Origin of the sequence: Dactylosporangium sp. NPDC049742 (genome assembly GCF_040674675.1) — a bacterium.
Lineage (GTDB): Bacteria > Actinomycetota > Actinomycetes > Mycobacteriales > Micromonosporaceae > Dactylosporangium > Dactylosporangium maewongense.
Genome location: NZ_JBFANF010000067.1, coordinates 25,514 through 44,638, shown reverse-complemented (window position 1 = coordinate 44,638; position 19,125 = coordinate 25,514). Strand labels below are relative to the sequence as shown.

The following is a 19,125-nucleotide window of genomic DNA, read 5'->3' as shown; positions in this document are numbered from 1 at the left end:
GGTGAGGGCCTGGCTGGTCAGCATCGGGGCGACCGCGGCGGCGACCTGGGCCCTGGACTCCGTCGCGACCGCGGCCGGGGTGGCGCTCGTCGCGTCCGGCCTGCTCGACGGGATCGGCCACCGGTGGGCGCTGGCGCTGCTCGCCGCCAGCTACGTCCTGTGGGGGTGGGGGCTGGCGGTGAACCTGCGCGCCAACCAGCAGCTGCTCACCGCGACCGGGACCAGCACCAACGTGCTGTCGAAGGCCGCGCACGACCTGACCCGCCGGTGCACGCCGGACCCGCGGGCAGCCCGGGTCGCGGCGGCCGCCGGGTACACCGCCACCGAGGTCGCGAAGGAGATCCCGTACTACGCGGGCGCGTTCGGCGCGGCCCTGCTGACCGGGTCGGCGACCAGTGCCGTGGTGTTCCTCGCCGGCGCGAACCTGGGCGCCGCCGGCTACGAGTACGGCCTGGCCCGCCTCACCCGGCTCGTGCTGCGCCGCCGCGGCCACGCCTCGTTCGACACCGACTGGGACCCGGGCGCGTACCTGCGCGGCTACTACGGCACCGTCGAGCCGGACGAGGTCGCCACCATCGCGTTCTTCGTCGACGCCCTGCGCGGCGCGCAACGGGACCGGCCGGTGCTGTTCTTCGGGGTCGGGCCGACCCTGCACCACGTGTTCGCGGCGGCCGGGGTCGCCTCCGAGATCCACCTCGGCGACTACCTGCCCGGCAACCTGGCGGAGATCCGGCGGTGGCTGGAGCGGGATCCCGCCGCCCACGACTGGCGGCCGTTCGTGGCGCACACCCTGCGCTGCGAGGGCACCGCCGACCCGACCGCCGAGCAGGTGGCCGCCCGGGAGGACCTGACCCGTCGGAAGGTCACCGCGCTGCTGCACGTCGACGCCCGGCACCCGCGGCCGCTGGAGCGCGTCTACCCGACGGTGGTCAGCGCGTACTGCGCGGACTCCGCCACCGCGGACCGGGCGACGTGGGCGCGGTACATGCGGCACATCACCGGTCTCGTCGAGCCCGGCGGCTTGTTCGTGACCGCGGCGCTGCGCCGCTGCCGCGCCTACACCGTCGGCGGCCGGTCCTTCCCGAGCGCGGACATCGACGAGCACGACCTGCGGGCGGCGCTGCGCACCGGGTTCGCCGCCCCGGTCGTCGAGGTCCACCGCGTGCCGCAGGAGTCCAGCCACGGCTACGCGGGCATCGTTCTCGCCCGCGCAAGGTCGGCACGGGCGAGGACTGAGGCGGGTCAGCCAGCGGGCTAGGCGGCGGGCCAACCGGCACGTCAGCCAGCGGGTCAGCCGTCGGGTCGGCCACCGGCCGCCGTCAGGACCTGCTGAGTTGCCCGGCGGTCTCCTATCGCAAGGTTTGGGCCACGCTGGTCGGCGCCGGGAGGGCGATCAGGGTGAACCGGCCCGCCAGATCGGGCAGGATCGTTCGCAGCGCGGTGACCGTCTGCGGCCCCGCGCCGTCGTGCAGGAGCACGATCCCGCCGGGACGAGTTTTCGTCAGGACGGTGTTGACGATCGACTGGACCCCTGGGCCGCTCCAGTCCCGCGGGTCGACGGTCCACGAGATCGACGTCATGCCCAGGCCGGCCGCGATGCTCACGATGCCGGGCGACCAGTTGCCGCCGGGGGCGCGGAAGTAGCCGATCACCGCGCCGGGTGCGACCGCCCGGATCGCGTCGTTGGTGCGTTGCATGTCGGATCTGATCTGATCGGGCGTACGGGTGCGCAACATCTCGTCGTGGCTCCACGAGTGGTTGCACAGGGTGTGCCCCTCGGCGACCATCCGCCGGACCATCTCGGCGCGCGCAGCGACCTGCCGGCCGACCATGCAGAAGGTAGCCTTGACGTGGTGCTGGGCCAGCAGGTCCAGCACGGCGGGGGTGTCGTCCCACGGGCCGTCGTCGAAGGTCAGCGCGACCGCGTCCGACCCGGTCTTGCGCACCGTTCCGGCCGGGCCGTCGCCGGTCGCGATGACCGGCGACGACGCGGACGGCGAGGCCATGGGGCTCGGCACGCTCGGTTGGGCCGTCGGCTCCTGATGCTCTGCGACCACCGGTACCGCCGCGACCGGCGCGGCCACAGCAGGCGCGGGCGGACCGCTGTTGCCGCGGCTGCCGCCGAGCGTCAGGGTCAGTATCAGGATGGTCAACCCGAGTACGGCGATGCGGCGCAACGGCACGGAGGTACTCCAACTCGGTCCGGCCCGTCAGGACTCGACGATGCTACAGAACAGACGGATGCTGGAGCTCTTCGGTTGCCGAGGTTCCGGTCGGCGCGGCCGGAAACCTCGGCCGTCGTCACGCGCGGCCGGACCGGTCATGACCGGTCACGATCCTGCGGAACGGTTGCGTCGGGCTCATGGGAACGTCCTGCCCCTCTCGGCTGTTGTCGACGACGCGAGGTCAGCCTGGCGCCCTGCACTTGACGTGGAGCGGACCGTCCGGGGACCGTGATCCACTGTCCGTACAGTCCGTCCCGGGGGAGGGTTGGATGGCTGAGTCCCGCTCGCGTCCCAGCGCCGGGGCCGATCCGGACGGGGGCGCCGCCGCACCGGCTTTCCAGGTCCTCGGTCCCGTGCGGGTGTGGCGCGACGGCGTCGAGGTCGACACCGGGCCGCCGCAGCAGGCGTACCTGCTGGCGCTGCTGCTGACGCGCGCGGGTCGGCCGGTCAGCGCGGCGGAACTCATCGACCTCGTGTGGGACGACGACATGCCCACCTCGGCCCTGAACATCGTGCAGAAGTACGTCGGGGCGCTGCGACGGCTGCTCGAGCCGGGCCTCTCCGCCCGCAACCCCGGCGCGTACCTGCACCGGCGCGGCGGCCGCTACCAGTTCGACGTCAGCCGGGTGGCGCTCGACCTGGCTGAGTTCCGCCGGCTCCGCGACGAGGCCCGCGCCGCCGTGGACGCCGGCCGGCCCGAAGACGCGGTGGATGCCTACGAGCAGGCGTTGTCGCGGTGGCGCGGGCCCGCCGGCGACGGCCTGCCCCTCAGCGCGGCCGCCGGCCCAGTGTTCGCCTCGGTCAACCAGGAGCTCCTCGACGCCTGCGTCGAGGCCGCGCACGTCGCGGTGCGGGGCGGTCAGGCCAAGCGCATCCTGCAGCCGGTGCGGCTGGCCGCCTGGATCGCCCCGTTCGACGAGACGATCCAGGCGACGCTCATGACCACGCTGGCGTCGTCGGGGCAGCGCTCGGAGGCGTTGTCCGTGTTCGAGACGGTCCGCACGCGCCTCGCCGACGAGCTGGGCATCGATCCCGGTCCAGCGCTCCGCGAGGCGCACCGGCAGGTCCTCGGACAGGTCGAGCCGGTGCCCGAGCCGCCCGCCGCCGGCCCGCGGGAGCAGCGCGTCGGCCGACCGGATCGCCTCGTGGGCCGGCGCGAGGAACTGGCGGTCCTCCGGCAGGCCGTTGGCTCGGCCGTCCTCACCAGGGCGCAGGTCGCCCTCGTCGAGGGTCCGCCGGGCGTGGGCAAAACCCGGCTGCTGGCCGAGATCACCGGCGAGGCCGCCGCGAACGGCGCGCTCACCTGCTGGGGCCGCTGCCAGGACGGTGAAGGGGCGCCGTCGATGTGGCCGTGGGTCCGGATCGTCGAGGGTTTGCTCCCGATCCTGCCGGAGGGCGAGCAGCCCCGCTGGACGGCCGGGCTCCGCGGCCTGCTGGAGGGCCCCGAACGCGGAGTCGACGTCCCGGCCCGGCCGGATTCCCGGGCGCAGTTCCGGTTGTACCGCCAGATCGTCGCCCTGTGCACCGCGGCCGCCGCCCGCCGGCCCGTGATCCTGGTCGTGGACGACCTTCACTGGGCGGATCAGGCGTCGCTCCAGCTGTTCGCGCACCTGGCCGAGTCCCTTCCGGCCCGGAGCATGCTGATCGGCACGCTGCGCGGCCATGCCCCGGTGCCCGGCGAGCACCTGCGACGCATGCTGGCGGTGGTCGCGCGGCTCGAGCACCATCGACGCATCGTGCTCGGCCCCCTGGAACCGGCCGAGGTCGCCGAGCTCGTCCGCCAGGAGACCGGCCGGGCGCCCAGCCCCGCTGTCGCCCGCAGCATCCAGGCCCGCACGGAGGGCAACCCGCTGTTCGTGCGCGAGCTCGCGCGGTTCCTGGCCGAGGAGGACCACCTGTCCGACCCGGTCGCCGCGCAGGCCGCCGTGCCGTCGACGGTGCGGGACATCGTCCGGGACCGGATGAGCGGGCTGGACGACCGGGACCGCCGCCTCATCGAGATCGCCGCGTTGATCGGCCGCGACCTCGACGTCCGGCTGCTGGCGAGCGCTTCCGGGCTCGATGTACCGCAAACCCTGGCCCGCCTGGAGGCGCTCGAGGCGATCGGCCTGGTCGAGTCGGCCGCCGGCTCGCTGAGCGACTGGCGGTTCGCCCACGACCTCGTCCGTGAGTCGGTGGCCCGCTCGACGCCGCGATCGGCTGCCGGCCACTTCCATCTGCAGATCGCGGCCGCGCTCGCGCAGGCCCAGGAGCTGACCAAACGCCACGGTGAGGCGCTCGCGCACCACCTGTGCGCCGCGGGGCCGCTCGCCGAGCCGAAGCAGACCGCGCAGGCGCTCATTTTGGCGGGGCGCATCGCGGCGGCCCGGTCCGCCTATGCGGCGGCGGAGCAGGACCTCGGCACGGCGAGCCGGATCGCGCGCGATGCCGGGCTCCTCGACCTCGAGCTGGCCGCGCTGACCGAGCTGACCGCCATCGCGGGCATCCACGCCGGCTTCGTCGGCGCCACCATGGACCACCTGCACCGGGCCGAGGAGGTGGCCCGTTCGCTCGGCCATGACCGGGACGCGACCGGGTTCGTCCTCACCCAGTTCCTGGCCTACGCCCAGGGCATCCAGCTCGAGGCGGCCGGACGCCTCGCGCGCCGACTGCTGGAGCACGGGCGGCACTCCTCAGACCCCGTGGTCCAGGCCTCCGGCCATCACGCGTGGGGCGTCCACCAGTGGAGCGCGGGCAACATCGAGGCGGCCTACCGCAGCCTGAGCCGTTCCGACGTGCTCATCCGGGCCCAGCGCGACGCCGAGCCGCTGCGCCACCGGCTGCAGATGATGACGCCGGTCATGCTGGCGCTGAACACCGCCCTGCACGGCGACCTGGCCGCCGCGCGGGAGCGCTTCGACGCGGTGGAGCGCGACGCCGGCGGGGACCCGTACGCGCTGAGCATCTGGGGCTCGTTCGCCGTCACCGCGGCCGCCGTGGCCGGGGACGCCGCCTGGGCGCGACGGGCTGCCGAGACCGCCGTCGACGCCGATCCGGACTTCTCCTTCACCTTCTCGGGCAGCTACCCGCGGCTGGCCCGGCACTGGGCGGCGGCCATGGCCGGCGGTGATCCGGCGACGGCGGCCGCCGAGATGGCGCGGATCATCGAGACCACGCTGGTCGACCCACCCCGATCGAACCTGGCCACCTGGCAGGCGCTGCTGGCCGAGGTCCGGCTCCGCGACGACGACCCGATCGGCGCGATGACCGCACTGGACAAGGCCGAGGCGTTCATCGAGCGATACGGCGAACGGTATGCCGAGGGGCTGGTACTCCTCATCCGCGCGCGGGCGCTGCGGGCCGGGGGCGACGTCCGGTCCGCCGTCGAGACGGCCCGGCGGGCGCTCACCATGTCGCGGGAGCGCGGGGCCCTGCTGTTCGCCGCGCGCGCCGGCGACCTGCTGGCCGAGCTCCCCGGCTAGCCGGCCGGCGCCGCGTTCAGTCGGCGTCCAGTCTCCATTCAGTGCCCCTGCCTAGCCTTGGTCGCGTCGTACCGCGAACCGAGGAGAGCCCGCGATGCCCACGCGCGTCAACCGGCAGACCGTCGACCTCGCTCCGTACCCCGACATCCCGAAGCAGCAGGGCTTCGCCTCCTTCGCCCCTGTGCGGCCCGCGCGCGGGCACATGTTCGGCTCGGCCGCGCGGGTCGGACGCCCCGAGGACACCGTCGCGCCGGTCGTCACCGAGGAGGAGCTCTACGCGCCGGACGCCCAGCCGGAAACCCGCTGACGGCCCCCGCGGAAGCCAGACGCGCCATGGCCACCCCTTCGCCGTACCTGCAGATCCTTGGTCCGCTGCGGATCTGGCGCGACGGCGCCGAGCTGGACGCCGGGCCGCGGCAGCAGGCGTACCTCCTGGCGCTGTTGCTGGCCCGGGCCGGCCGGCCGACCAGCACGAGCGAGCTGATCGACCTGATCTGGGGCGACGACGTCCCCTCCAGCGCGCTGAACGTGCTGCACAAGTACATCGGCGCCCTGCGGCGGCTGCTCGAGCCGCTGCTGCCCGTCCGCGAGACCGGCTCGTTCCTCCATCGCCGCGGCAACGCCTACCTGCTCGCCGCCGGCCCGGCCACGCTGGACCTCGTCGCCTTCCGCGAGCTCGTCGACGCCGCCCGCAGCGCGGTGACCCGGCACGAGGACGAGGCGGCCCTCGACCACTACGTCAGCGCGCTCGGGCTCTGGCACGGCCCCGCGGGCGGCGGCATCGCCGACGAGACCATCGCCACCACGGTGTTCGCCGCGCTGGACAACGAGTTCTACGAGGTCTGCACGGCGGCGGCGGAGCTCGCCGTGTCGGTGGGCAAGCCCGAGCGGGTGCTGGCGCCCCTGCAGCTGGCCGCGTCGATGGCGCCGTTCAACGAACCCGTGCTGGCCGCCCTCGTCGTCGTGCTCGGCACCGCCGGCCGCCAGGCGGAGGCGCTGTCGGTGTTTCGCCAGGTCCGCGACCGGCTCGCCGACGAGCTCGGCATCGACCCGGGTCCGGCGCTGGAAGACGCCCAGCGGCGGATCTTCACCCAGCCTTCGGCGCCGCCGGGGCGGGCGGCGGACCAGGAGGCCGCGTGGACCGTCGCGGCCACCTTCATCGGCCGGGCCGAGGAGCTCGCCACGCTGCGGCGCATCGTGGAGCGCGCGGTCGCCGGCCACACCGCGATCGGCGTCGTCGAAGGCGAGCCGGGCGCCGGCAAGACCCGCCTGCTGGAGGAGGTCGCCGCCGTGGCCGGCCGGCTGGGCGCGCTCGCCGTCTGGGGCTCCTGCCTGGAGGGCGACGGAACGCCGGCGATGTGGCCGTGGGAGCAGGCCCTGGGCACGGTCGTCCAGAGCCTGCCCCCGGCGGTGAGCAAGCAGTGGCTCACCGGCGAGCTGGGCGTGCTGCTGGCCGGGCGGGACGACGCCACCCGGCAGCTGCCCGACGGCAACGCTCAGTTCCGGCTGTTCGAGCAGGTCGTCGCCCTGGTCGGGCAGGCCTCGGCGCGGCGGCCGACGCTGCTGATCCTCGACGACCTCCAGTGGGCCGACGCCGCCTCCCTGCAGCTGCTGCACCATCTGGCGGGGCGGCTGCCCCACGGCACCGCGATCATCGGCGCGTTGCGTGATCGCGCCCCCACCGTCAGCCCGGACCTCTCCCGGGTCCTGGCCGCCGCCAGCCGGCGGCCCGGTCACCGGCGGTTCCGGCTCGGCCCGCTGGGCCTGGCCGACGTGGCCGAGCTCGTCCGCCAGGAGGCCGGCCGGGAGGCCGGCGACGCCGTCGCCCGCGCGATCCACACCCGGACCTCCGGCAACCCGTTCTTCGTCCGCGAGCTGTCGCGGCTGCTCAGCGAGGTCGGCGCGATCGACGGCGACACCTCCGCCGCGGCCGGGGTGCCGTCGACCGTCCATGACGTCGTCCGCGACCGCATGGCCGGGCTCGACGGCCCCGCCCGGGACCTGCTGCAGGTGGCCGCGCTCATCGGCCGCGACGTCGACCTCCGGCTGCTGTCCCGCGCCACCGGCGTCGCCGTCGCCGACTGCCTCCGCCGCCTCGAGCCGCTGCACACGCTCGGGCTGCTCGAGCCCGAGCCGCAGGACCCGTCAACGCTCCGCTTCGCGCACGACCTGGTGCGCGAGTCGGTCTCCGAGACCGCGACACAGCAGCAGGTCACCCAGCTGCATCTGCGCGTCGCGGACGCGCTCGAGCACATCCATGCCTGCGACGAGGACGTCGCCGAGCGCCTCGCCTTCCACCTGTGGGCCGCCGGCCCCCTGGCCGAGCCGGTGCGCGTCGCGGAGGCGCTGATCCGTGCCGGGCGCCGCGCGGCCGCCAAGCTCGCGTTCGAGTCCGCCAACCGGCAGCTGCGCTCCGCCGTCCAGACCACCCGGGCGTCGGGGCTGATGGAGCCGGAGCTCGCCGCCCTCACGCTGCTCGCCATCGTCGTGCGGCGGCAGTCCGGGTACGACGCCTCGACCTTCGATCTGCTGGAGCGGGCCGAGTACCTGGCCCGGGCGCTCGGCCGCGAGACGGAGGCCGCCGACTTCCTGTTCATCCGCCTCATGGGCGCCTACACCTCCCTCGAACAGGACCGCGCGCAGCTGGCCCGGCGCATGCACGAGCTCGGTCAGGCGTCCGGCGATCCGGCCGTCCGGCGCTACGGCCGCCAGGCCTGGGGCCTGCACCAGTGGGACATCGGCAACATCGGCGAGGCGTACCGGTCCTTCACCGAGGCGGACGCCGCCGCGGCCGACGGCACCGTCGCCCCGGACGAGGAGACCCCGCTGCGGCGCGACGGCAGCATTCCCGGGGAGGGGCCGGGCTGGCGGGCGGTCATGACCGCGCTGCACGGCGATGTCGGCGCGGCGCAGGCGTTCGTCGACACCTGGGACAAACCGGGAGATCCGTACGCGGCCTCGGTCTGGGTCTACTACACCACCATGATCGCGTCCATGGCCGGCGACGCCGAGGCGGCGCTGCGGGCCGGTGAGCGATGGGCCGACGCCGGTCTCGCCCGCCTCCGCGCCCAGATCGACCACTACATCCGGCAGAGCTGGTGCTGGGCCCGGGCCCTCACCGGCGAGGACCCGGCCGGCGCGGCCGCCGAGGCCGAGGATCTCCTGGTCGCCAACCTGCTCCAGCCGCCGCAGTGGGGCGTCGCCTACCACTACGCCCTGATCGCCGAGATGTGGCTGGCGGCCGGGTCGCCCGACCGGGCCGACGCCGCCCTCGAGCGGGCCGACCAGGCGATGTGGGACTACGGCCAGCGGTACGCCGAGGGTCTGCTCCTGCTGCTGAAGGCGCGCCTGCTGCAGGCCCGCGGCGCCCCCGTCGCCGCGGTCCGGGCCGCCGCGGAACGGGCCTCCGCGCGCTCAGCCGCCTGCGAGGCGCACCTGTTCGCGCGCCGCACCGAACAGTTCCTCGCCGAGCTTGGGGGCACGACATGACCGCGGTGACCGAGGAAGCGAGCGGGCTGACGGCCCTGGCCCGTGGGCTCTCGGCGCCGAAGGGCTTCGTCGAGGCCAGCCTGGCCACGGCGGCCCCCGGCGCGATCCGCCTGCTCGGCGGCATCCCCGCGCCCGAGGCCCTGCCCGTCGAGGCGATCGGCGCGGCATCGGCGCGGCTGTGGCAGGACGTCGGCGGCGCGCTCGCGGGGCTGCAGTACTCGGCGGCGCCCGGCTCGGCCGCGCTGCGCGACTGGATCGCGAGTCGGGAGGGCGTCGACCCTCGCCGGATCGTGGTGACCAACGGCGGCATGCACGGCCTCGCGCTGGCGGTGCTGACCGTCGTCGAGCGCGATGCCACCGTCGCCGTCGACGATCCGGTGTTCCCGGGCTTCCTGTGGGCCCTGGAGGTGGCGACGACGCGGCTCCTGCCGGTGCCCGTCGCGGCCGACGGCTTCGACGTAGAACACCTCGCTCGGCGGCTCGCCGCCGGCGCTCGGATCGCCGCCGCCTACACCGTGCCGGACTTCCACAACCCCGCCCAGGTCAGCCTCTCCGCGGCGAAGCGGCAGGCGCTGATCGCGCTCGCCGAGCGGCACGGCTTCTACGTGATCGTCGACAACCCGTACCGGGCCCTGCGCTTCGCCGGCCAGGACCAGGGCGACGCGGTCTTCAACGACTCCGACCGGGCGATCCACGTCAACACCTTCACCAAGACCCTCGGCCCCGGCTGGCGCGTGGGGTGGCTGGTGCTGCCCGAGCACCTCGTGGACCCGGTCGTCCGGCTGCGCAACCGTCTCGACGTCCACACGTCCTCGGTGACCCAGGCGATCCTCGAGCGGCTGCTCACCGACGACGCCGGATCGTTCGACCGGATCGTGCGCGGCGCCGTCGCGCTGTACCGGGAGCGCGCCGGCGTGCTGGTCGACGCCCTCCGGGAACACCTGCCGGGCGCCCTGGAGGTCGTGCCGCCCGAGGGCGGGCTGTTCCTGTGGCCGCGGCTCACCGACGACGCCGTGGACCCGGCGGCGCTGTTCCGGCGGGCGGCCGCCCACGGCGTGGTCTACCAGCCGGGCGAGTTCTTCGCGGCTGGACCCGAGCGGCGCCGCTCGGCCCGGCACCTCCGTTTCGCCTACAGCGACCGCACCCCGCACGAGCTGCGGGAGGCCGTCCGCCGTCTGGCCCTGGCCTTCGAGGACGTATGAGCAACGATCGGCTCCCCTTCCGCGCGCTCCTGCCGTTTGCCGCCGGCTCGGTCGGCATGGGCATCTGGGTCACCGTGCCGGGCATCTTCCTGCTGTACTTCCTGACCGACGTCCTCGGCGTGCCGCCGCACGTGGCCGGCATCGCACTGCTGGTGCCGAATGTGGCCGACATCGTGCTGCACCCGTCGGTGGGCCGGCTCTCGGACGCGAGCATGGCCGCCCGCGGCCACCGCCGGCGGCTGATGTCGGCCGGCTGCGCCGTGGTGCTCGCCTTCGTGGCCATGTTCGCCGTGCCGTCAGGCCTGACCGGGCCGGCGGCCGCGATCTGGGTCGCGGCGGCGCTGGTCGCCGGCAACCTGCTCTACTCGTGCTACCAGGTCTCGTACCTCGCGACGCCGGCCGACCTGGGCATCGGCTACCACGAGCGGACCCGCCTCATGGGGTACCGCAACGTCGTGATCACCGTGAGTGTCCTGCTCGCCGGCGTGGCCGCCCCGCTGGTCGCCGGCGACGACCCGGGCGTCGGCGACTACACCCGGATGGCCGGGCTGCTCGGCGCGGCCATGCTCGCGGCGCTGCTGGCCGGCATCACCGGCGTCGGCCGCCTCAACCGGGTCGCGCCGGGCCGCCCGGCCGCGCCCGGGCACCGCACCCGGCTGCTGGTGGCGCTGCGCGACCGGCAGTTCCGCATGCTGACCGCGTCCTACCTGACCGTCGCGATCACGATGAACCTGGTGCTGGCCGCCATGCCGTACTTCGCCGAGTACGAGCTGGGCCGCGCCTCGTTCACGGCCGTGCTCATCGCGGCGTTCATGGCGCCGGCGGTACTGGCCACACCCGCGTGGGTCCTGGTCGCCCGGCGGTTCGGCAAGCAGCGCAGCCTGCTCGCCGCCCAGGCCGCGTTCGTGGCCGGCTCGCTGGTGATGGCCCTGGGTGCCGCGGCCGACCTGGCGGTGCTGATCGCGGCCGTGGCGGTGCTCGGCGTCGCGTTCGCTGCGATGCAGCTCATGCCGCTGTCGATGGTGCCGGACGTCATCGCCGCGGGCGGCCCCGACCGTGCCGCCGGCGCGGGCGTCTACACCGGCGTGTGGACCGCTGCCGAAGCGACCGGCGGCGCGCTGGGGCCGTACGTGTTCTCGGCCTGCCTGGCTGCGGGCGGCTTCGTGGCCAGCACCGCCGGCGAGCACGCCACGCAACCGTCCGGCGCGGTGGCGGCCGTCCGCTACGGCTTCACGCTGGTGCCGGCCCTGCTCATGACGGTCGCGATCGTGCTGCAGCGCCGGTACACCTTGGACGAACACGCCCACGCCGCCGCGCCGCACGCGGTCGTCCGGGAAGACGCACGGCAGTAGCGCCGGATTCGTTGCGAAATCGCGGCGCGACGGGCGCATCCGACTCCATGAACCGGTCGTAGAGGCGCCCGAACTCCGCCCGCGCGGCGAAGTCGTTCGCCGGTCGCTCCCCCTCCCAGACGGCAAGGTCATATGACACGGCGATCCCTTACCCTGCGACCTCTCCGCCGTACCCGAAATGCGCCGCGAACGCGTCCACGAACGCCTGCGTCCGGTCGCGCAGCACCCCGGGCGGCACCTGGGCAACGAACGCCACGTAGTCACGCAGGGTCAGGATCGCCTCATCGCGCTCGCCCGCCACCGCCAAGGCGACGGCCAGCTTGCCGACGAGGATCTGGTACCCCTTGTCGGCCCGCATCCACGAAATCAGGTCACCCAGGTCCCGGAACCCGTCCAGATACGCCATGCCGTCCGTGTCGATACACTCCAGCATGTCGTCGACGGCCGGCTCGACCGCGGACTCGGCGTCGACCGCCCAGCCCCGGACGGACTGGTCCGGGCGCCCGCCCGCTCTGACCAGCGTCGCCAGGGTCGTGCCGAACAAGGACGAGTCCCCAGGGCCGCGCCAGGCGTGCCCGGCGAACACGGCGCTGAGCCGGCTCACCTCCACGTGGGTGACCCCCGCCGTCGGACTGAACTCGACACCGCCGTAGGAGCGGGCCAGCGAGGCCAGTCCGATGCTGCAGACAATGTCGCCGGGACGGCTCAACGTCAACCTCGGCGTCTCGTCGCTGGCATCACCCCACCGCTGCCAGCCACGCTCGACGAGCGCCGCACCCATCCGGTCCACCACCACGTCCCTCAAGGCGTGCATACCGGGCACCACCATCGTTCCGCGACGACATCCATCTGGACGAAGTCCCCCTTGGCCAGACCATCGACCTGGCAGTGCGAATCTCCGCACCGAAGTAGTCGAGCTGAGAATATCCAATCGTCTGGGCTGGCCGGAGCTTTCCAGCGTTGCCCTTGGCTTCGAATGCCACCCACCGTCCGCCCGGCTTCCTGGCTACGAAGTCCGCCGTGAACTCCGTGCCGTCGATGGTGATGAAATCCACCTCCATCACGAAGTCGGTGTAACCCTCGGCCATCTTGTCCTCAACCATCGCGAAGGTGACGGAGCGGGTCGGGCCGGCCTGGTCGTAGACCAGGTTCGTGCTGCGGGTGCCGGTGGTGGCCCGGACCCGGTTGCCGTTGCCGTCGATGGATGCGGTGCCGTTCCAGGACGCGAAGTGGTTGCGGGATGCCGGCGCCGGCGCGGCGCGCGGGCGGCGGCTGCTGTGCGCGGCCGGTGCCCGGCTCAACCATTACGACTGGAACGACAACACTGCCGGTCACCGACGACTTCGTCGTGTACGCGGTAGACCTCGAACTGGTTGACTTGGATCAGAACCTGACCGCCTGCCTGCCGCCGGACCGGCCTGCCTTGCTACGTGAGCGCGACCTGCTCTGAGATCTGCGGACCACTGTGCAGGTAAGGCACGGATGAGCGGCTGAAAGATCCGGCGACCGCGTGCAAATGCGGCCGGGTCCGGGCAGTTGTACCGATGATCGGCATCCTGCGGCCCGCGTGGCGCCACTCCATTGATCATGACCGCCGGCGGATCAGTGTTCCCTCGCCAGCCGCGCGACCCGGCACGTGCCAGGACGCCTCGCATCGTTCGCGTTTGTCGCCTCTTGCGCGAATTCATTGCTTGGCATGACAGGTTGTTGACAACAAGGTTTCCAGTCAAGCACCATGCTGAGAGCGCTCTCACGTCCGCCACGTGGGGGCTCGAACAGGCGATTCCGCCAATCGCACCATCTCCAGCTCCTGCTCGAGAAGGGCACATTCGCTGTGGAGATTCAACACGAACGCACACCCCGCATGGCCCGTGGCCGCACTGCGGCCCGAGCGCTGTCACGCAGCCGGCGCCTCATGGTCCTCCTCACCGCGGCCGTCACCGCACTCGTCGGCAGCGCGGTCGTCCTGCAGCAGCCCGCACACGCCGCGTGGAACCTCGTGTGGGCCGACGAGTTCAACGGGTCCGGCGCGCCCAGCAGCGCCAACTGGAACTACAACGTCGGCAACGGCCTCAACCCCGGCCTCAACACGTTCGACGGCTGGGGCAACGGCGAGTGGGAATGGTACCGCCCCGAGAACTGCTCGCAGTCCGGCGGCAACCTCGTGATGCGCGCCAACTGGCTCACGACGCCCATCGTGGTCAACGGCCGCAACTGGTACCAGACGTCGTGCCGCATGACGACGGACACGAAGCGGTCCTTCCAGTACGGCCGCATCGAGGCGCGCATGGCGCTCCCGACCGCCACCGGCTCGTGGCCGGCATTCTGGATGCTCGGTGACGCGTGCGACGAGTCGTCCACGAGCGCCTACAACCCGGCGCAGACCTACTACGACCGCCTGCCCACCAACTGGGCCAGCTGCGGCGAGGTCGACATCATGGAACACGCGAACGCGAACGCGACCGTGACGAACAACATCTTCTGGGATCTGCGGACCGGCGTGTTCCCGTGGACAGCGGGCCAGAACGCCAACTACGTCGCGAACCCCGCCGTCAACAACGCCGCGGCCTTCCACGTCTATGCGATCGAGTGGACGGCCGCGCAGATCCGCTGGTACGTCGACGGTACGCAAACGCACGTGATCGACACGACACCGGCGACCTTGGAAGAGTTCCGCAAGCCGTTCCACATCATCTTCAACCTGGCGCTGGGTGGCACGTACCCCGGACAGAACCCCGTGCAGGGCCAGTTCCCGCTCACCGCATCGATCGACTACGTGCGCTACTACCAGGACGGCGGCACGACGCCGGGCGGACCCGCGACGCAGATCAACGGGCCGGGCGGCAAGTGCGTTGACGTGGCCGGAAACGACACGGGCGGCAATGGCGCGGCCGTGCAGCTGTGGACGTGCCAGGGGCCTGCTGTTTCGAAGGACCAGCAGTGGAGCCGGGACGGCCAGACCCTGCGGACGTTGGGCCGGTGCCTCGACGTCAACGGCGCGGGCACGGCCAACGGCACGCAGGTGCAGCTCTGGGACTGCAACGGCAGCGGCGCACAGAACTGGGTCCAGGAAGGTAACCGGTTGCGCAACCCGAACTCCAACAAGTGCCTGGACTCCCCGTCAGGCTCGACAGCGGACGGCGCGCGACTGCAGATCTGGGACTGCAACGGATCGGCCGCACAGTACTTCGTGAAGGCCGCGTGACGGCCGGCCGAGGGGCACGCTGACGGTCAGGGCGCGGGGGCGGACAGGCTCCCGCGCCCCTTCCGCGCACGGCCACCAGCGCCGCTGTGCACAGCGTCACCGTGGACGCGGCATCACGATCCCGCTGTCGCCGTCGAGCGTGCCGTGCGCCTCATGGTCGACGGCGCCGTCCGCGCCCTGCTGGATGGATGAGTAAGCAACGCCGCATCCATGTGTCGGAGACCTGATCTACGGAATCGACAACGCCGTGCATCATGTCGAGGACAGCGCCAACCACGGATGGAAACCGCCATGACCCGCACCCGCAAAGCCATCATCGCCGCCTTCGCGGCCCTGCTGCTCACGCCGGCACTCACCGCCTGCAACCTCGTCTCGGGCGGCACCTGCGACACGATCACCATGAGCATCGCCGGCAAACCAGGCGGGAAGAGCGGTGGCAGCAGCAAGAGCAAGTCGAAGAGCGGATCGAAGTCGAAAAGCGGACACGACTGCGACTGAGGGCGGTGGCGGCCAGTAGGTGGGCCATGCTCCATCTGCTTCCTATCCGCCAGATCGATACCGACGATCGCGTTCACGACCGGGACCAGCACCCGCAACCGAGCGAGCCGCGCGTTACGGTTGCGATCACCGCGGGACACCCCGCTACCGCTACCCACGAACGTCCTCCTCCTGCGATGGGACACCAAGCCCGACAAGCACATCAGGGGACGTTCCCACGTCCTGCATCGACACGCAGGACGTCTTTCTATGCCGCCGATGGCGTGCGACGACCGTCCCGCCATGACCGACCGTGATTCAGCGTCTGCGTGGCCGGGGCTTCCTCTCCTGCCGAATTGAGCGCGTCACCCCGCTGTCGGCGGGCAGGCGATTCGCTACCGTGCGAGCAGGGAGCGGAGCACTTTGATGATCTCGTCAGGTGCTTCCTCGGCCATGAAGTGCCCGGCCGTGGTGGTGCGGTGCTCCAGATCGGCGGCCCAGGTGCGCCACAGCGCGGCGGCGTCGTAGCCGAGTGCGGCTCCCCAGTCCTGCTGGACGACGGTGACCGGCATGGTCAGCCGGCTCCCGGCTGCTCGGTCGGCTTGGTCGTGTTCGACGTCGATGCCGGCCGAGGCGCGGTAGTCGGCGACGATGGAGGGAACCGCCTCCCGGGATGCCTTCAGGTACTCCGCCCGCAGGTCCGCAGGAATGGCCTGCGGGCTCTGCGCCCATACGTCGAGAAAGTAACCGAAGAAGGCGTCCGCACTGGCGCTGATCATCTGCTCGGGCAGGCCGGGTGGCTGGGCCATCAGGTACAGGTGGAACGCAACCGCGGCGGTAGTCCCGTGCAGGATGTCCCACATGTCCAGGGTCGGCAGGACGTCGAGGATGGCGAGGTGGGTGATCGTAGCGGGGTGATCGAGGCCGGCGCGGATGGCGACGAGGGCACCGCGGTCGTGTCCGGCCAGAGCGAAGCGCTCGTGGCCGAGCTTGCCGGCGAGGGTGACGACGTCGGCGGCCATGGTCCGCTTGGAGTACGTGTCGCCGTCGCGCGCATCGGGCTTGTCGCTGGCGCCGTAGCCGCGCAGGTCGGGACAGATCACGGTGTGGTCGGCGGCCAGGTCGGCGGCGACGTGCCGCCACATGACGTGGGTCTGCGGAAAGCCGTGCAACAGCACGATCGGGCTGCCCGTACCTCCCACCGCTACGTTGAGTGTCACGTCATCGTCGACCGCGACGCGCTGGTAGCCGAACCCGGGAATGGCAAAAGTCATGATCGTCCTCTTCTCGTCGGGTGGACGATGTCAGCGTGCCGGTCGCGGATGAGCAAACGATGAGCGCGACAGGTTGTGCCCAGGCGCGGAAGGATGGTTCGATCAGTGCAGGTCAGGTTCGGTGTTCTCGGGCCGGTTGTCGCCTGGGACGGCGTCGGCGCGCCGATAGACCTGAAAGGGCCGAAACACCGCGCGGTGCTGGCGCGGCTCGTCGTCGCGCGCGGCCGGGTCGTTCCGGTCGGCCACCTCGTCGACGACCTGTGGCAGGAGCCTCCACCGGGCGCGGTCGGCGCGATCCGCACGTTCGTAGCGGCGCTGCGGCGCGCACTGGAGCCGCAGCGTCCACCGCGCGAGCCGGCTCGGTTGCTGGTCACCGAGGGCCCGGGCTACGCGCTTCGGTCGGCGCCCGACGCGGTCGACGCCTGGCGGTTCGAGGACGCGGTCGCCGCCGCGTCCACGGCGCCCCCGCACGAGACACTCGAGCGGCTCGATCGTGCCCTGAGCTGGTGGCGGGGGCCGGCGTTCGCCGGCTTCGACGACGAGCCGTGGGCCCGCGTCGAGCGCTCCCGCCTCGAACAGCTACGGCTGAATGCGATCGAGCAGCGGGCCGAGGCGCGACTGGCTGTCGGGCGTGCCTCCGACGTCGTACCGGATCTCGACGCGCACGTGGCCGAGCATCCGTGGCGGGAGGAGGCGTGGCGGCTGCTGGCACTTGCGCTGTCCCGCGCGGGGCGCCAGGGTGATGCACTTGCGGTACTGCGCCGAGCCCGCGGCCTGCTCCTGGAACAGCTCGGCATCGATCCGGGCCCGCGACTGCGTCGCCTGGAGACCGACATCCTCCGCCAGATCGACCGGGTCAGCGAAGGTCCCGGTTCCCTGGGACCGGAACGGGTCTGGGCGGAGACCGCGGCGGCATACGACCGTACCGTGGCGGCCGGTTCCGGGGCTCGACTGGAGTCCACCGTCGGTCTGCTGCGAAGTCTCGCCGTGACGGGAGCGAGCGGACTCGAGGCGGCACGGGAGCAGCGGATCGCCGCCATCGCCGCGGCCGAGCAACTGGGCGATCCCGAGCTCACCGCCCGGGTGATCGGCGGCTACGACGTACCCGCGATCTGGACACGCTCGGATGATCCGGCGCAGGCGGCGCAGATCGTCGCCGCGGCCGAGCGGGCCCTGACCGCCGTTCACCCCGGCTCGTCCGAGACCACCCGAGCTCGACTGCTGGCCACAATCGCGGTGGAGTCACGCGGTACGCGCGCGGCGCGCGGGCCCGAGGCGGCCCAGGAGGCGGAGCGGATCGCGCGCCGCCTGGGCGACCCGGCCCTGCTGGCCTTCGCCCTGAACGGCGTGTTCATGCAGACCTTTCACCGCGCGGGCCTGGCTCCCGAGCGGGACGAGATCGGTGCAGAGTTGGTCGCGCTCTCCGCCCGGCACGGCCTGGCGACGTTCGAGATCCTCGGTCATCTCGTCCGGCTACAGGCCCGCAGCGCGCTCGCGGACTTCGCCACCGGCGACCAGCACGCCGCCGCAGCGGACCGGCTCGCCGAGCGGCACGACCGCCCGCTGGTCGGCGTGTTCACCCAGTGGTACCGCGCATTGCGACTCGCCGCGACCGGACCGTCGCCACAGGCCGCGGAAGCCGCCTACCGCGACGCCGCGGCACAGCTCGCCAACGCCGGCATGCCCGGTGTCGAGCGGGGCCTCCTACCGCTGGCCCTGCTGTGCCTGCACGTGTGGCACGGCGAGCCGATCCGCTTCGAAGATGACACCGACTGGGGCCCTTACACACCCTGGGTGCGCCCGCTCGTCCTGCTGGCCCAGGACCGCCGGGCCCATGCCGCCGCGGCGCTGCGTCAGGCCCCGGATCCGCCGCGCGATCTGCTGTTCGAGGCCCTATGGTGCCTCACCGCCAAGGCCGCAATCGCCCTGAACGACCGGACGGTGATGAAACGCGCCCGGACCGAACTCACGCCAGCCGCCAACGAGCTGGCCGGGGCCGGCAGCGGCATACTCACCGCCGGCCCCGTCGCACGCCATCTCGACCACCTCAACGCGGCCCTCAGCCGCACCCGATGAGCCGGACAGCTGGGCCATGACATCCAGGTCGCCCTCCGATCGCCAGGCCACCACGAGTACAGCCCTCCCGCATCGCGTTCGGCCTGCCGCCAACGACCGACAACGCGAGCAGGGCCGGCCGATAGCCCGACAGGGCATGGACACGGCTGGTCGCGCATGCATGGACCGACTCGGGTCCGGCGGCTCACGCCGCACTGCCTTGACCATCCCGTCGGTCGGCCAGCCTGCGGGCGCGTTTCGGCAATGCCTTTCGCCGCGGCTGATCGGCATTGACGTCAGCTGGGCCTGCTGCCGGCCATCGGGCGGTGCGCGGCGTACAACAGTTGTCGGCATTCCGGAGCGTCACAGGACTGTCATACCGTCG

At 72.6% G+C, this 19,125-nt stretch carries 13 protein-coding genes; 9 read left to right on the top strand and 4 right to left on the bottom strand.

Annotated features, from left to right (window positions below):
* The first annotated feature begins 1 nt into the window (after position 1).
* The gene (gntF, locus tag AB0J72_RS48215) at positions 2-1,258 is read left to right on the top strand and encodes a guanitoxin biosynthesis pre-guanitoxin forming N-methyltransferase GntF (RefSeq protein ID WP_363412623.1); all 1,257 of its coding nucleotides are present in this window, start codon (positions 2-4) and stop codon (positions 1,256-1,258) included.
* Positions 1,259-1,349: 91 nt separating this feature from the next.
* Here the strand turns inward: gntF and AB0J72_RS48210 are convergent, their stop codons facing one another.
* A complete protein-coding gene (locus AB0J72_RS48210; protein WP_363412621.1) occupies positions 1,350-2,153 on the bottom strand; it encodes a polysaccharide deacetylase family protein in 804 nt (267 codons plus the stop codon).
* A gap of 341 nt (positions 2,154-2,494) precedes the next feature.
* On the opposite strand from AB0J72_RS48210, the gene AB0J72_RS48205 reads away from it, so the two are divergent.
* The 5 genes from AB0J72_RS48205 to AB0J72_RS48185 all read left to right on the top strand — a co-directional run bounded on the left by AB0J72_RS48205 (position 2,495) and on the right by AB0J72_RS48185 (position 11,729).
* A complete protein-coding gene (locus AB0J72_RS48205; protein ID WP_363412619.1) occupies positions 2,495-5,686 on the top strand; it encodes a BTAD domain-containing putative transcriptional regulator in 3,192 nt (1,063 codons plus the stop codon).
* A gap of 94 nt (positions 5,687-5,780) precedes the next feature.
* Positions 5,781-5,993, top strand: coding sequence for a hypothetical protein (locus AB0J72_RS48200; RefSeq protein WP_363412617.1), 213 nt, complete (start codon positions 5,781-5,783; stop codon positions 5,991-5,993).
* A gap of 26 nt (positions 5,994-6,019) precedes the next feature.
* A complete protein-coding gene (locus tag AB0J72_RS48195) occupies positions 6,020-9,175 on the top strand; it encodes a BTAD domain-containing putative transcriptional regulator (protein ID WP_363412615.1) in 3,156 nt (1,051 codons plus the stop codon).
* On the top strand, positions 9,172-10,377 hold the full coding sequence (locus tag AB0J72_RS48190) for a PLP-dependent aminotransferase family protein (RefSeq protein ID WP_363412613.1): 1,206 nt from the start codon (positions 9,172-9,174) through the stop codon (positions 10,375-10,377). Before AB0J72_RS48195 ends, AB0J72_RS48190 begins: the two co-directional genes overlap by 4 nt.
* Positions 10,374-11,729, top strand: coding sequence for an MFS transporter (locus tag AB0J72_RS48185; RefSeq protein WP_363412611.1), 1,356 nt, complete (start codon positions 10,374-10,376; stop codon positions 11,727-11,729). The genes AB0J72_RS48190 and AB0J72_RS48185 overlap by 4 nt, the downstream gene beginning before the upstream one ends.
* Positions 11,730-11,877: 148 nt before the next feature.
* On the opposite strand, the gene AB0J72_RS48180 is transcribed toward AB0J72_RS48185, so the two are convergent.
* Positions 11,878-12,543, bottom strand: a complete 666-nt coding sequence (locus AB0J72_RS48180) for a hypothetical protein (RefSeq protein ID WP_363412609.1) — start codon at positions 12,541-12,543, stop codon at positions 11,878-11,880.
* On the bottom strand, positions 12,467-13,030 hold the full coding sequence (locus AB0J72_RS48175; protein ID WP_363412607.1) for a hypothetical protein: 564 nt from the start codon (positions 13,028-13,030) through the stop codon (positions 12,467-12,469). The genes AB0J72_RS48180 and AB0J72_RS48175 overlap by 77 nt, the downstream gene beginning before the upstream one ends.
* A gap of 614 nt (positions 13,031-13,644) precedes the next feature.
* Between AB0J72_RS48175 and AB0J72_RS48170 the strand changes: the two genes are divergently transcribed.
* Positions 13,645-14,934, top strand: coding sequence for a ricin-type beta-trefoil lectin domain protein (locus AB0J72_RS48170; RefSeq protein WP_363412605.1), 1,290 nt, complete (start codon positions 13,645-13,647; stop codon positions 14,932-14,934).
* Positions 14,935-15,225: 291 nt separating this feature from the next.
* Positions 15,226-15,432, top strand: coding sequence for a hypothetical protein (locus tag AB0J72_RS48165; protein ID WP_344510133.1), 207 nt, complete (start codon positions 15,226-15,228; stop codon positions 15,430-15,432).
* A gap of 374 nt (positions 15,433-15,806) precedes the next feature.
* On the opposite strand, the gene AB0J72_RS48160 is transcribed toward AB0J72_RS48165, so the two are convergent.
* Positions 15,807-16,685 carry an alpha/beta hydrolase gene (locus AB0J72_RS48160; protein ID WP_363412603.1) on the bottom strand — a complete coding sequence of 293 codons (879 nt, stop codon included), beginning with the start codon at positions 16,683-16,685 and terminating at the stop codon, positions 15,807-15,809.
* A gap of 105 nt (positions 16,686-16,790) precedes the next feature.
* Between AB0J72_RS48160 and AB0J72_RS48155 the strand changes: the two genes are divergently transcribed.
* A complete protein-coding gene (locus tag AB0J72_RS48155; protein WP_363412601.1) occupies positions 16,791-18,761 on the top strand; it encodes a BTAD domain-containing putative transcriptional regulator in 1,971 nt (656 codons plus the stop codon).
* Positions 18,762-19,125 lie beyond the last annotated feature (364 nt).